The sequence below is a fragment of the Flavitalea antarctica genome (genome assembly GCF_054461535.1).
In genome coordinates this window covers 77,596-92,140 of the sequence record NZ_JBTLQG010000005.1, presented here as the reverse complement: position 1 = coordinate 92,140, position 14,545 = coordinate 77,596, and the positions used below count along the sequence as shown (strand labels likewise).

Genomic DNA, 14,545 nt, shown 5'->3' with positions numbered 1-14,545 from the left:
TTGAGATGTATCAGAGTGTACGTAAACTACTATCAGGGTAACCTTAATTAATAAAGCTGCAAACTGCTAAATTAAATCGCCCCCCGGGGCACACTGCATCATTAAATTTTACATTGGGAGATTGGGCAAAGGGATATCTTAATAGCTTCTTAATTGCAATTTATTGCAATAAATCAGCAATAAATAAAAATAATTCAAGGTCAGGGAGGCTACCATTGTTCCAGGCAACCCGACGGACTAAGCCGGAACTAAACAGTATTTCCTCCTGAAAAAATTTTGAAAACGCTTTTCTTACTAAGCCGGAATAATGTTTCGCGATTGATAAAACATAATTACTGTGCTTCAAAATGTATTGGGCAATTGCAATTCGGGAGCGAAAAGCAACCCTGAATGGTTCTTTTATTATTTATTTTGTCGCGTTTGTACAGGCCACTAATCCTGATGCTACATTATCTTTCACTGACCAATAAGCCATTGAAATTCATTGTTTGATTGCTTGCGTCTGATCCATGGCTTATTTCAGCTTGATCCCGGAACAAAAATGGTTACTATTGGTAAGCGTTTCCAATCATCTTATTGTCTGATAGAAATTGCCCGGCTTACTGAGTGGTTTGTATTTATTCTGTCAAAAATTTGCATTTTGGACATTTGACCTGGATCAAGAAATTGGAGATGCATAAATTGATGATGCTGGTATGATGATACCGGAAAACAACTTTAGGCTGAGTTCAATTAAGATTTGTAGCTTTATTATACTCCTTATCCAGGCTTACCGCGCAAACGCTTAATCCCCCTTTTTGCTTCTGACTCTACGGATGCTTTTTATTTAACCTTTAAACATTTACACATGAGTAAACTACTTCTCGTGCTGTTCCTCCTGCCATTGATGGCAGCAGGGCAGGACAAAACCCTCATTAGCTTCAACCGTGTTTTTGTAAAATCCGACAAGGTAGAGGCGTTTGAAAAAGCATTGGCCGCACACGCACAAAAGTATCACAAAGGGGATGTAAGCTGGCGGGTGAGCTTCATTGATTCCGGCCCCAATGCAGGTGGTTACCTGATTGTAGAAGGGCCCACCACCTGGGAGGCAATGGACAAAAGGGGAGATCTCGGCGCTGAACATACGAAAGACTGGACGCAAAATGTGATGCCGCTTACGACAGAAAAATACGAAAGCGGTTACCTGGTATATCGTGCCGATCTGAGTACTGTACAACTTGCGGCGTTTTCGGAAAAAACTGTAATTAATCATGTTTTTTACAAGCCAGGTTATTTTGATGAAGCAGAGGCGATGTTAAAGACCTTTAAAAAAGCCTGGGAAGGAAGCCAGACCGTGGCCGTTTATGAAGCGAGCGCCTCCGGCCCTCCCCAATTTATTGTAGTTACCCGTTACAAGGAAGGACTAAAAGAAAGAACACCCGGTTATTTGAAACCGCTTAGAGAAAGATACGAAGCGGCAAACGGAGCCGGTACCTGGAGCAATTATATCACATTCTTAAAAAACGGTATAGAACACTCCTGGAGTGAGATGACAACACATCGAAAAGACCTGAGTTCCAAATGATCCCTGTTACGGCCCTTACCAGTTAAGGGCCGTTTACATGATGGTTGTTCGGGGGTTGCTTTCCAACAAATGACGCCCTGATGTGGAATACCTGAAAAGTTCTTTTCACAGTCAATTTAGCGCAGTAGATTGCGTCAAACGATAGCTAAAGAGCTTATGAAACTACCTCCATTGATTCTCTCCGCATTAATCTTATGTTTAACCTCCACCGCCTTATCCCAGTTAAACTGGAAGCTCGTTGCCCCGGGCGTCTGGAAGGCCGATGTCGGTAAACCGGAAGCCTATAATTTGCTTACAGCATCTGGTGCCAAGCCTTATATCGACGGTTTAAACAAGTTGGGTGCCGGCACATTCCCGCTGGATAGTTCGGAGATATGGACAATGGTTACAGATGGAAAAACGCAGCTGCGCTTTCCCCTGGTCAAAGAAGAAGAGATCTATGGTTTCGGCCTGAACTTCCAGACAATTCACCAGAGAGGCAAAATTCTGCAGCTCCACGTGGACCATTACGGTAAGGAAGATAATGGACGGACACATGCTCCTACTCCTTTTTACGTTTCGTCGATGGGTTACGGTGTATTCATAAATGCTGCGCGATACATAACCGTATATGCGGGTAGTGGATCCCGTAAGGACAGTAAAAATCCCCCGGTAGAAAAGGATAGGAACTCTGAAAAGGACTGGTCCGCCCGGCCGTATTCAGATGCAGTCGAGATGTCTGTTGGCGCTCCGGGGGCGGAGGTTTATATTTTTTCAGGTCCTACTCCGCTTGATGCCGTAAGACGATTCAATTTGTTCAATGGCGGAGGGCCATTGCCGCCTCGTTGGGGCCTGGGTTTTACCCAGCGGGTGAAGTCATTGTATACGTCTGACGAAGTAGCTGCTGAGGTGGCGATGTTTGAAGAAAAAGGATATCCCCTGGATTTTGTGGGACTTGAGCCCGGATGGCAAAGCAGGTCTTACCCCGGCACTTTTGAATGGGATAAAAAGCGCTACCCTGATCCACAGAAATTTGTAAAAGAAATGCTTGATAAGGGCATACGCCTCAACCTGTGGATCAATCCCTATGTGTCCAAACAGGCTTCAATTTATAAGTCCATAACCCCTTACACAGGCTCGCATACGGTTTGGGTGGGCGAGGTGCCGGACTTTACCATGCCACAGGCCAGGAAGATATTTTTTGATCAGCTTTCGAAAGATCAGGTGAGCATCGGCGTTAGTGGGTATAAGATTGATGAAGTTGATGGTTATGACGAATGGTTATGGCCGGATGTAGCCACCTTTCCCTCAGGGCTCGCAGCTGAACAGTTACGCCAGACCTATGGCCTGTTAACGATGAGGTATAGTGCTGAAATGTTCTATAAACAAAACAAACGGACCTATGGGTTGGTGCGCGCAAGTAATGGTGGTGGAGTATCGATGCCTTATGTTATCTACAACGATTACTATAATCACCGTGATTTTATAACCGCCCTTATAAACAGCGGCACTGCCGGAGTGTTATGGACCCCGGAGGTCCGTGCTTCAAAAACGGCAGAAGAATGGTTAAGACGTTTTCAAACCGTCATCTTTTCCCCGATGGCCATGATCAATGCCTGGTCAAGCGGCACAAAACCCTGGTCATATCCCGAGGTAGCCACCCAGGTAAAAGAGCTGGCACTCTTGCGTATGCAGATGATGCCTTACTGGTATAGTGAGTTTGCAAAATATCATTTTGAAGGGACACCCCCGTTCCGCGGAATGGCGCTGGAACCGGGTTTCAAACAACAGATGAAAAAGGAAACCGGAAGTACTGATCTTGAAGAAAATCCTTACCTGGAAGCAACAACAAAAGAGATCCGGGATCAGTATATGGCGGGTGAATCCCTGCTTATCGCGCCATTATTTGCAGGAGACACCTCACGTACCGTAGTATTGCCCAAAGGAAAGTGGTATGATTTCTTTACCGGCGATTTTGTTGGCGATGGAACCGTCATTACGGTAAGGCCCGGCCTCAATAAGATTCCCGTATATGTTAAAGACGGCAGTATCATCCCTATGATGAAACCGGCCCTGCATGCGCCAAAAGCCGGTGCTAAGGTCGACCTGGAAATCCGTCACTACGGTACGGCTCCATCAACCTATAACTTATATGACGATGACGGTGAAACATTCAATTATGAAAAGGGTGAATACAGCTGGAGACAAATAAAAGTCAGCCGCGATGCCGCAGGAAAACTGTCTGGTAGTATAGAAGCACCAAAGCCCGGAAAACCAAATACCGTGGGCAAGGTTGATTTTGTTTTTATGACGAAATAGCCGGTTCCCGGACACATCTTTCTTCGCAAATTATATTAACCCACACATTATATTGAATAACAGTTGCCAGGATTCCCGGCAACTGTTGTTCAATAAGGTTAATTATGATCCTTTAGACTATTGACTTCCTGATAAGGCAACTGGTTTATGTGCCTTGCTTCATCTATTCATTGTCGACTATCCTTCATGTGATCATTGTTTATTATTTTGAACCCGGAGCCCTGTAAGTAAAGGATCTGCCGGATGCTGCGTCGATATCTTCCGGACTTATCAGGGGTGTGATTGAAATCCTGACAAGGCCCGCGGCGTTTACTTTTAAGCCTACCGCCGCGGCGGAAATATCATCCGGCAATTCGATAATGAGATAAACATCCGCGTCGCCGAATGCATAGTAAAATGCCTCAATTTTGCCATTGATTGGCATCAGCATTTTCTCAATAGCATTCCTGCGCCCGGTTCCACCTTCCTGCATAAGTCCTTTCATTCCATCGGAGTTATACACTCCTTTGATTAAATACTTTTTCATTGTTTAACGTTTTAAGGATTCCTACTCTTATGGCTTTTCGGATTTGCCCCGTTTTTATAATGGTCACTGGTCTCCATTTGAGCGTTTACTGATTGCGATTGGCAGGTAGCGCATTTTTGGCTGGCAATGGCCGGTCAAAGGGATAGCTTCTTAAGGAACGGCAGCTTGAGGCAGAAAAGGGAAATTTGGATCGAAGAGAAGGTTAGTGTATTGAATTTACAAAAAATTCGGATTGATATCTTGTTTGCAGGCCCAATTTAAATCTATGCTACATTTACGTATGCGTCAGCTCGCTGCAATAATGTTTTCAGATATGGTCGGTTATACTGCACTCATGCAGGAGAATGAACAATTGGCCACACAAAAACGCCGCCGCTTGAAAGAAGTGCTGACCCTTGCAGTTTCTGCACATCATGGGAAGATACTTCAGTACTATGGCGATGGTGCGCTGAGCATATTTAACAGCGCGGTTGATGCGGTTTATTGTGGTGTGGAGATCCAAAAAACGGTACAGCAGGAACCCAGGATCGAACTCCGCATAGGCATCCACACCGGTGATATTTCTATAGAGGAGGAAACGATTTACGGCGATGGTGTTAACCTGGCATCAAGAATCGAATCGCTGGCTGTTCCCGGTTCCATATTTATCTCTGAAAAAGTGTTCGAGGAAATCCGGAACCAGGAAAACCTGGAAGCGCGGGAGATGGGATACTTTGAATTGAAGAATGTAACCAGGCCGGTGCGCATATTTGCGATTGATAACAATCACCTGGTTGTTCCACCGCGAAATGCATTGAAAGGCAAAACCAGGGAGCCTACAAATCGCCTTGCGGTTTTGCCATTTGTAAACATGAGTGCTGATCCTGAAAATGAATATTTCAGTGATGGCATCACCGAAGAATTACTGAATGCAATTACTAAAGTTGATGGACTACAGGTTACTTCGAGAACGTCAGCCTTCGCTTTCAAAGGGAAAAATACAGACATCAGGGATATAGGCATTCAATTAAATGTGGACAGGATACTGGAAGGAAGTGTACGGCGATCCGGAAACCGCGTCCGGATAACGGCGCAGTTAATCAATACAGCTGACGGCTATCATATCTGGAGTGAAAACTACGACCGCGATCTTACAGATATCTTTGACCTGCAGGATGAGATCAGCAGCATCATAGTGAACAAACTCCGGGAAAACCTTACGGCGCGTGAGCAGGAAGAAAGACTTGTTAAAGTGCATACACATAACATTAATGCATACACGCAGTTTCTGAAAGGATTGCATTTCTACAACAAGATAACTCCCAATGATGTTAAAAAAGCTATCGAATGTTTTGAAGAAGCAATAAGGCTAGAACCGGGTTATGCCCATGCCTATGGCATGGCTGCCAGTTGTTATGCCTTCCTGGGAGGCACCGGCCAGCTTCAGCCCAAAGCAGCTTTTCAAATTGTTCACGACTATAGTGATAAGGCGCTCAAACTGGACAGCCTGCTATCAGTGAGTTACTCCGCCAAAGCTTCTGCTTATTTGTTCTACGACTGGAACTGGAAAAAGGCTTATGAGCATTTGCAAAAAGCACTTAAGCTTAATCCTGCGGAAACGGGGGCTCATCAGTTACTTTGTTTTTACTTCATGATAAGCGGGCGGAAACAAGATGCCGTGGACATCATGGAGAAAGCAGCACTCTCAGATCCTCTGTCTACCATCATCAACCAATATCTCGCAGAAAGCTATTTATTTTCCGGGCGACCTGACCTGGCATTAAAAAAAGTTGAAGCGTTGCTGGATATATATCCGCAAATGCGGGTGGCACTGGAGTTGAAGGGATGGTGCACGGGAGCAAGTGGAGACTGGAAGAAAGCCGCCGAGATTTTTGAAGAAGTTTACCGGTTGGCAAAGAACCCATCAAAGGGAGTAACTCCATTAGCTGTTGCCAATGCAAGGCTCGGAAATAGTGAAAGGGCATTGGAATTATTAGACATCATTACCAGGCGGCAGATCCGGGAACCCGGAGTTGTCCTGGATGTGGACCTCGCGATGATATGGTGGGCCTTGGGTGACAAAGACAAAACCTTTCATCATCTGTTCCAATGTATTGAAAAACGTATGGGTGCCGTAGCCATCCTTATTGATCACCCTATGTTCAGCGGAATCGACGCTGATCCGAGATATCGTGTTATCAAGCAACAGCTGGGCGTCGATGAATTCAGTTAAATTCAGATTATGAAACATAACGATTTTTTACAAATAATACCCTCGCAGGAGACCGGCAATGAGATAGAAGCTGAGGCCCAGACCGGTTTTCCCGGTGCCGCTGAAGGGATACTTTTTTATGAAAGGGCCAAAAGCCGGTTGCTTGATGTCAATAACTGGGGCCGGATCGCCGGAGTACTGAGTGCCAGCTTCCGCATTGTAAACCCCGAAGGAAAAGAGGGTCCGGAGCGGGTACAAAAAGGCTGTTATCTCCGGATCGACGTTCCGGGACCGGGAAGTAAAGCCGGTGACGGTTACGATTGGGTTTTTGTTGAAGAACTTTTAGAAAAAGAAGAGGAGGACAGGCAGAGCATCGGTTTCCGGGTAAGACCTTGCGAGAATCCACTAGGCAATCCCGATGAGACTGCACATTTCTATTCCAACGAGTCAACCAGCAGTTTCATAGTTACGCGCGAGGGAAACCAGGTTTATGCCTGGATCGTGGACCGTAACATCAAGCCGAATCAACAAACCGGGTCAGTCACCGACCAGATCCGGGACTCAGCAGTCGGTACCGGTGCACGTGGTATTTTTTCAAAGATGCAATGGCAGGGACTTGCAGATGGTATTGTAAAAAACAGCGAATAGCAGGTTTCTTCGACTATTGTCGTCCAATCATAAATTTCTTCGGGGGCATACCTGATCTCCGGGCTGACGATTATTCCACATTTATAAACAACACATCACAACCAGTATGAGCGAAATTAAAAAAGAAGACATCAAACAGGAAGTGTTTGATCTTTATGACGACTATGCGCATAACCGGGTAGATCGCCGGGACTTCATTCAGAAGTTGTCGACCTACGCTGTTGGCGGTCTTACCGTAACCTCCCTGATGAGTTTTCTGATGCCGGATTACCAGGGCGGCATCCAGATTCAGCCAGACGATGCGCGGTTAACCACGGAATATATTAACTACCAGTCGCCAAAAGGAGGTGGTTCAATTAAGGCGCTGCTGGCCAGGCCTGCAGATTCCAAAGGAAAACTTGGTGGTATTGTAGTTGTTCATGAAAACAGGGGTCTTAATCCCTATATCGAAGATGTAACAAGAAGAGCTGCCCTCGCCGGGTTTCTTGCCATCGGCCCCGATGCCCTGACCCCGCTCGGTGGTTATCCTGGTAATGACGATAAGGGAAGAGAATTGCAAAGTAAAAGGGACAGGAATGAGATGCTTGAAGATTTCATTTCAGGATACGAGTATCTGAAAAATCACAAAGATTGTAACGGCAAAGTGGGAGTTGTGGGTTTTTGTTTCGGCGGCTGGATTGCAAACATGATGGCCGTCCGGGTTCCCGAACTGGCAGCTGCTGTGCCGTTTTATGGCGGACAGCCAGCAAAGGAAGATGTTCCAAAGATTAAAGCGCCATTACTGATTCATTACGGCGAGCTGGATACCCGGGTGAACGAAGGCTGGCCCGCTTATGAAGCGGCCCTGAAAGAAAATAAAAAAGAATACCAGGCCTATATTTATCCGAATGCAAACCATGGCTTTCATAATGATACAACTCCACGATTTGATAAAGCAGCTGCGGAACTTGCCTGGACAAGAACAGTTGATTTTTTCAAAGAGAAACTGAAATAAGGTTATAGGGACGCTAACATTAATTTGTGTATACATGGGTAGAGTTTTAAATAAGGTGCAAACCACAAAACCCGCCATTGAGTTATTGTTAGCGTATATCACAAGCACATCAGAGAAGAAACGGAAGGGCCGCCAATGTATTCGTTCATAACTTAAAAGATCTGAACATGAAACGTAAAACATTCTTAACTGCGCTGACGCTTTTGCCCTTGTATAGGGCAGTGGCCAATATGAATTTCCGTTTCTTCTCTCAATCCTGTAAAACGCAAAAGGACCAGGAAGGACCTTTCTATAAGAAAGGTTCACCTATGCGTGATGTTATAGAGCAAGGCGGAACACCGCTAACTATTAAGGGAAAAATTCTCAAAGCCGCGGATTGTGCAACACCGGTTAGCAACGCCACGCTGGATATCTGGCATTGTGATTCGCATGGAAATTATGACAACGAGGGCTTCAAATGTCGCGGAATGGTTAAAACAGATAGTAGTGGTAGCTATACATTTGCTACTATTTTCCCACCTCCTTACGGTTCAAGGCCCCGTCACATCCATTTTAAAGTAAGAGCTGAAGGTTATCCGGAACTTACTTCCCAGATTTATTTTAAAGGTGATCCTAAAATAAGCAATGATTTCGCGCGAAACGCCGAACCCGACCGAATTATTGAAGTACTCAAAACTAATGATGTGCTAAACGGGCAGTTCAATATTTATATCTAGATAAAACTTCAAATTTGATTGCGGTAGACATTTCTCAATCTTTGCGATCAGCCAGGGTTCAGCATTTAGTAAAAATCCTGATCTCATTGTAGACTCAATCACTCCATTGAAATGCAAAATATTCGGCTTGTTCCGTTCCGGTGTTCACCAAAGCATGTGGCACACCAGAAGAATAAAAAATTACATCGCCGGCTTCTGCGGGATAAAGTTGCCCGGCAATATGAATTTTTACAGTCCCTCTTAACATCAAAATAATTTCTTCCTGCTTGTGTGTATGAGGTGGGTGGCTTTCGAGTCCTGCATTAAGCGCCGTGGTGTGCATTTCAAATTTTTCCAATTGTGATGTTGGCCTGTTGAAAAAATTTTTCCGGCCGCCCTTTTCGTTTTTATAGAAAGCGACTTCATTCCAGTCAAGCATAAAAGAACCACCATTTTGTTTTGCCCTGTCTAAATTAGCTGGCAGTTTAGATTTGTATTCCAGCACATAGAATGTGGCTGGTGAGGTGTCGGCGTTTTCAATACTATGTTCTTCGCCAGGCATAAAAAAAGCAATACTGCCCCGTCCAAGTATTTTGGTAGTATCCCTTATGGTGACTTTTACTTTTCCATCTTTTACAATGATTAGTTCTTCCATATCGGCAGGGGCATGACGGGTATGAGAAACCAGTCCCGGTTTGATAGTAGTGCTGTGTACTTTGAACCGCGATAGCGAAGTGGTGCTGCCTTCCATTACCGGCACGGTTGTCTTCGGTGCTGTTTTTGTTGCATTTAAGGATTTCAGATGGTAAACCTTCGACGGCAATGAATCCAATACCTGGGACATGATAGCGGAGGTGTTCAAAATTATTGCGATAGAAAGAGCAAGAATCGTTTTTTGCATATTTAGTGTTTGAAAGAACAAATTACTTCAGCTGGCAATCTGATGATAAAATAAAAGGGAGGAGTTTTACTCCGACCGGCGATTACCTCGTGACTAATATAACGACAACTTAATTTTTGAAATGGGTGATTGATATCCGTTTTTTACTATGTATTATTTTATAAATAAAGTCCCTGAACAAGCAAGCTAATTATAAAATGAACGAAACCATAAACTCTGCATGTTTGTGAGACAAAATTTGTGTGGGCTCTTACCTGGCAGGAACCTGATTGGGACGTTGTGGGTTATCTGGGCAGGGTGATTGAAACTGGATTGAATTTATTCTGTCAACGCTTCACGGAGGTACCGGCGCAGGTAGTTTGCCGTTACACTTGCCTGATGGGCGGCTACATCGACCGGTCTGCCCTGGACAAGTATTTTTCCCCCTTTTTCACCCGCACCAGGACCCATATCAATAACCCAGTCACTGCCAGCTGCCACCCGCATGTTATGTTCTACCACAATCACTGTGTTCCCTGAGTCAACAAGTCCATGTAGCTGTGTCATCAATTTAACTATATCATGGGGATGCAAACCGGTAGTTGGCTCGTCAAGGATGTACAAAGTATTTCCGCGTCCGACACGTTGTAATTCCGTAGCAAGTTTAATGCGCTGTGCTTCCCCACCGGAAAGTTCAGTGGCCGGCTGGCCAAGTCTCAGGTAGCCCAGCCCTACCTCTTTTAATACTGTCAGTGATTTGCAGATACCCGTTTCGTCTGCAAAGAATTCATGGGCCTGATCGACGGTCATAGTCAGAACGTCTGCGATATTTTTTTTGTTGTATGTTATTTCAAGGGTCTGGTTGTTATAACGTGTTCCGTGGCAAACCGGGCAAGGGGAATAAACACTCGGTAGAAACAATAATTCTATCATAACAAAACCTTCACCTTCGCAATTGGGGCATCTTCCTTTTGCCACATTAAAAGAAAATCTCCCGGCATCATATTTTCGTTGACGCGCCATATCCGTGCCTGCGAAAATCTTTCTTACATGATCAAACATGCCGGTATAAGTCGCCAGATTTGAACGGGGAGTACGTCCTATGGATTTTTGATCAACCTGCACAAGCCGGGTAATTGTTTCCAGTCCGCCGATAACGTCACCACTTAGAGTTGCAGGGGCATCTTCACTGAAAATGTCTTTTTCTTCAACTTCCTTCTCATGACCAAGATGAGTCGAAACTAATTCAATCAATGCCTGGCTCACCAGGCTTGACTTACCTGATCCCGATACTCCTGTCACAGTTGTAAACACCCCAAGCGGGAATTTGGCATTCAGACCATGAAGGTTGTTCCTTGTTACGTCTTTTAACTGCAACCATCCTGTCGGATTACGTTGCGATGATGACTGATGTTGTTCTTCCTGGAAAAGATATTTACGTGTAATCGATTTTTTAATATGCACCAGTCCGCTCAACTCGCCACTGTAAATAATCTCACCACCATTCTGACCGGCACCTGGTCCTACATCTACGATCCAGTCTGCATGACGGATTACATTAAGATCATGCTCAACCACGAAAAGAGAATTGCCTGCGGCTTTCAAAGCGTCAAGAGCTTCAAGCAATGCTTCGGTGTCTGCAGGATGAAGACCGGCTGATGGCTCATCCAATACATACACTACTCCAAATAAATTAGCCCGCACCTGGGTTGCCAAACGAAGCCGTTGTAATTCACCTGGCGATAATGTGGGTGTGCTTCTGTCTAATGAAAGGTATCCCAGGCCAAGTCGCAAAAGCACGCTTAGCCGCGTTGTAACATCTTCGGTAATTCGTTGTATGACTAATCTTTTTTCCTCAGGCAGCTGCTGGTTATCCGGCTTAATGTAAGGCATTAATAATTCATATAAACGCTCCATTGTCAATCCCCCGATCTCGTATATATCATAACCCGCGAACTTTACGGATAGTGACTCTTTTCTTAATCTTTTGCCTTTACACAAAGGGCAGAGGCTGGCGACCATATACCGTTCTGCGCGCTTCTTAAGCATGGCGCTGGTGGTATTTGCAAAGGTTTGCATTACATGGCGCCTCGCGCTTGTGAAGGTTCCTTTATAACTTGGTTCCAGTTTAAGCTTTAGTGCCCGCTTCACTTCAGCAGGTGTTATGCCTGCATAAACCGGTACTACTGGCTGGTCTTCACTAAAAAGAATCCAATCGCGATCTTTCTTCGGAAGTGTTTTCCAGGGTTTGTCTACATCATAACCTAATGAAACAAGGATATCCCTCAGGTTTTGACCCTGCCATGCTGTAGGCCATGCCGCAATAGCCCGTTCACGAATGGTGAGGTTATCATCAGGCACCATTGACTCTTCCGTGACATCATAGATTTTCCCAAGACCATGACAGCGGGGGCAAGCACCCTGGGGAGTATTGGGTGAGAATGATTCTGCATATAGTATAGTTTGTTTTTTCGGATATTGCCCAGCCCTTGAATACAACATCCGAAGCAGGTTTGATAAGGTCGTTACGCTGCCTACTGACGATCTTGTTGTAGCTGCTCCTCTTTGCTGTTGTAAAGCTACGGCGGGGGGCAGCCCATCGATTTCGTCTACATCGGGAATTGACATCTGGTGGAACAACCTGCGTGCATAAGGGGATACCGATTCCAGGTATCGGCGCTGTGCTTCAGCATATAAAGTTCCGAATGCTAATGATGATTTTCCTGATCCTGAGATGCCGGTGAAAACAACCATAGCATCACGTGGAATGTCCAGGCTCACATTTTTCAGATTGTGTTCGCGGGCTCCTTTGATATGAACAAAACCCGGTTTAGTGGAAACACTCATCTTTAGTCAAATTCAAAGATTGTGCCTTAGGTATTGACTGCGGTAACGAAATCTCCGGAGCATGATGTTGCATCATTTTTGCTCGCTGATTCACCCCAATATAGAAATGGTAAATTCTAAGCAGTATTTATCTCGAACCAACAAAAGGCTGCTGAGTGGTTCTGTTAACCCGGCTGTTTGCAGGATAAATGGGGTAGGTACTTCTGTCCATACCAATGCTGCCAGAGATAGAGAAGGTTTTCTCATCATTTATATACATCAAGCCGGCTTCAACTCTTGAATAGATGCCAAAACCATTTGAATTGATCCGCGAATTGCCAGGATTGGTTTTATAGATGTTGAAGTCGTTGAATGAACGATTATAGGTAAAATAAGAAGGAGCTACCGATACTCCGGCAAATGCATATAAATTCTTAGATAACATGCGGTTTAGCTGTAGTCCCACAGGGGCCGATATCATCGAGGTGCTACCACCATTATAAAATCCAAAACTACTTGAAATGCCCGCATATTTATTCAGTGACCATTTCCTGTTTAAAGTGTTGCTGTCCGTTTGTTGACTAAAATGAGGAAAACCGCCCATCTGTGTATTATTCATAATACCCAGAGGCACACCCTGTTGAGCGCTTCCTGCAAGAAAAAACAGGCATCCAAAAATTAACAACAGTACTCGCATTCCCTGAAGATTATCCTCTAAAATAACAGTTATTCAGACATAATTAGCTTAAAATTCTCATTTTAACAAGTGCGACTCTTTTAATCAGTGCGGACCTTTTATTTGTACTGTCTGTCAAAAACGTCCATATCCTGCAGTTCATTTACTCACGTAAAGTTTTGCAGCTGCATTTAACATGGGAAACTGATTTTGGTGCCAGTACGGATAAGGGGGCTGGATCTCACTGGCTTTGTCAAGCCTTTTCACCTGCTCTAAAGTAAGATTCCACCCTACTGCAGCGAGGTTTTGCTTTAGTTGCTCAGCATCCCTGGCCCCGATGATAATGTTTGCGACGGTTGGCCTTTGCAGCAACCAATTCAGCGCAATCTGGGATGGGGTTTTACCTGTTTCCTGCGCCAGCTCATCCAGTACGTCCACGATATCAAACAGGCGAAGATCATCAGCTGTTGTGTTCAATACGGGGCTACCGCCCTGGGCGACTCTCGCGTCTTCAGGAAATGGCTGGTTCCTGCGATATTTACCGGTTAGCTTTCCGCTGGCTAAAGGACTCCAGACTATGGCACCAATTTTCTGGTCTATACCCAGGGGCATCAATTCCCATTCATAGTCACGGTTAAGTAAGGAATAATAGGTCTGCTGGGCGATGTATTTTGACCAGCCATGGCGTTCTGAAACTGAGAGTGATTTCATTAAATGCCAACCCGAAAAATTAGAGCAGGCTATATAGCGGACTTTCCCGCTTTGTATTAAATTGTCTAAAGTTTTCAGCGTTTCTTCCATTGGGGTGTTGGCATCGAATCCGTGCATGTGATAAATGTCGATATGATCGGTACCCAATCGTCTTAGACTCTCCTCACAGGATTTGATGATATTGAAGCGCGACGAACCAAAATCGTTGACCTCGTCCGTCATGGGAAAGGTTACTTTTGTTGAGATCAACAGTTTATTTCTTAATCCTTTTATGGCCTGGCCCAAAATCTCTTCTGAAGCACCGCGCGAATAAACGTTGGCCGTATCGAAAAGATTGACGCCCGAATCAAGACAAAGATTCACAAGGGTCTTTGCTTCATCAACTGTTGTAGATCCCCATGCTTTGAAAAAATCATTTCCTCCTCCAAAGGTTCCGGTGCCAAAACTTAATACCGGCACTCTAAGACCTGAGTTTCCCAATTGTCTGTATTCCATTTTTGTAGTATAAGTGAATTCAATTAAACCTGGTTCAATTT

The 14,545-nt window shown here is 44.8% G+C and carries 11 protein-coding genes; 6 read left to right on the top strand and 5 right to left on the bottom strand.

The features are described from left to right. Positions 1 to 847 precede the first annotated feature (847 nt). Together ACX0G7_RS07355 and ACX0G7_RS07350 are read left to right on the top strand one after the other, a co-directional pair. Entirely contained in the window at positions 848 to 1,564 is a 717-nt protein-coding gene (locus ACX0G7_RS07355) for a hypothetical protein (RefSeq protein ID WP_458922792.1), read from the top strand. Positions 1,565 to 1,720: 156 nt separating this feature from the next. Then, entirely contained in the window at positions 1,721 to 3,862 is a 2,142-nt protein-coding gene (locus ACX0G7_RS07350; RefSeq protein ID WP_458922791.1) for a glycoside hydrolase family 31 protein, read from the top strand. Between the two features lie 202 nt (positions 3,863 to 4,064). Here ACX0G7_RS07350 and ACX0G7_RS07345 read toward each other — a convergent pair whose 3' ends face one another. Further along, a complete protein-coding gene (locus tag ACX0G7_RS07345) occupies positions 4,065 to 4,388 on the bottom strand; it encodes a GYD domain-containing protein (RefSeq protein WP_458922790.1) in 324 nt (107 codons plus the stop codon). A gap of 265 nt (positions 4,389 to 4,653) precedes the next feature. Here ACX0G7_RS07345 and ACX0G7_RS07340 point away from each other — a divergent pair, with 265 nt between their 5' ends. From ACX0G7_RS07340 to ACX0G7_RS07325, 4 genes are all read left to right on the top strand, one after another. After that, on the top strand, positions 4,654 to 6,600 hold the full coding sequence (locus tag ACX0G7_RS07340; RefSeq protein ID WP_458922789.1) for an adenylate/guanylate cyclase domain-containing protein: 1,947 nt from the start codon (positions 4,654 to 4,656) through the stop codon (positions 6,598 to 6,600). 9 nt (positions 6,601 to 6,609) lie between these two features. Beyond that, positions 6,610 to 7,227: a hypothetical protein gene (locus ACX0G7_RS07335; RefSeq protein ID WP_458922788.1), complete on the top strand. Its 618-nt coding sequence runs from the start codon at positions 6,610 to 6,612 to the stop codon at positions 7,225 to 7,227. 106 nt (positions 7,228 to 7,333) lie between these two features. Continuing rightward, a complete protein-coding gene (locus ACX0G7_RS07330; RefSeq protein ID WP_458922787.1) occupies positions 7,334 to 8,221 on the top strand; it encodes a dienelactone hydrolase family protein in 888 nt (295 codons plus the stop codon). 167 nt (positions 8,222 to 8,388) lie between these two features. Continuing rightward, positions 8,389 to 8,937 (top strand): dioxygenase family protein, encoded by a 549-nt coding sequence (locus ACX0G7_RS07325; RefSeq protein WP_458922786.1) that lies wholly within the window; start codon positions 8,389 to 8,391, stop codon positions 8,935 to 8,937. Positions 8,938 to 9,031: 94 nt separating this feature from the next. Here the strand turns inward: ACX0G7_RS07325 and ACX0G7_RS07320 are convergent, their stop codons facing one another. From ACX0G7_RS07320 to ACX0G7_RS07305, 4 genes are all read right to left on the bottom strand, one after another. Further along, a complete protein-coding gene (locus ACX0G7_RS07320) occupies positions 9,032 to 9,817 on the bottom strand; it encodes a cupin domain-containing protein (protein ID WP_458922785.1) in 786 nt (261 codons plus the stop codon). Between the two features lie 318 nt (positions 9,818 to 10,135). Next, complete coding sequence (gene uvrA, locus ACX0G7_RS07315) at positions 10,136 to 12,643, bottom strand: excinuclease ABC subunit UvrA (RefSeq protein WP_458922784.1); 2,508 nt, start codon at positions 12,641 to 12,643, stop codon at positions 10,136 to 10,138. A gap of 127 nt (positions 12,644 to 12,770) precedes the next feature. Continuing rightward, on the bottom strand, positions 12,771 to 13,319 hold the full coding sequence (locus ACX0G7_RS07310; RefSeq protein ID WP_458922783.1) for a hypothetical protein: 549 nt from the start codon (positions 13,317 to 13,319) through the stop codon (positions 12,771 to 12,773). Positions 13,320 to 13,457: 138 nt separating this feature from the next. Continuing rightward, entirely contained in the window at positions 13,458 to 14,504 is a 1,047-nt protein-coding gene (locus ACX0G7_RS07305) for an aldo/keto reductase (protein ID WP_458922782.1), read from the bottom strand. Positions 14,505 to 14,545: the final 41 nt, after the last annotated feature.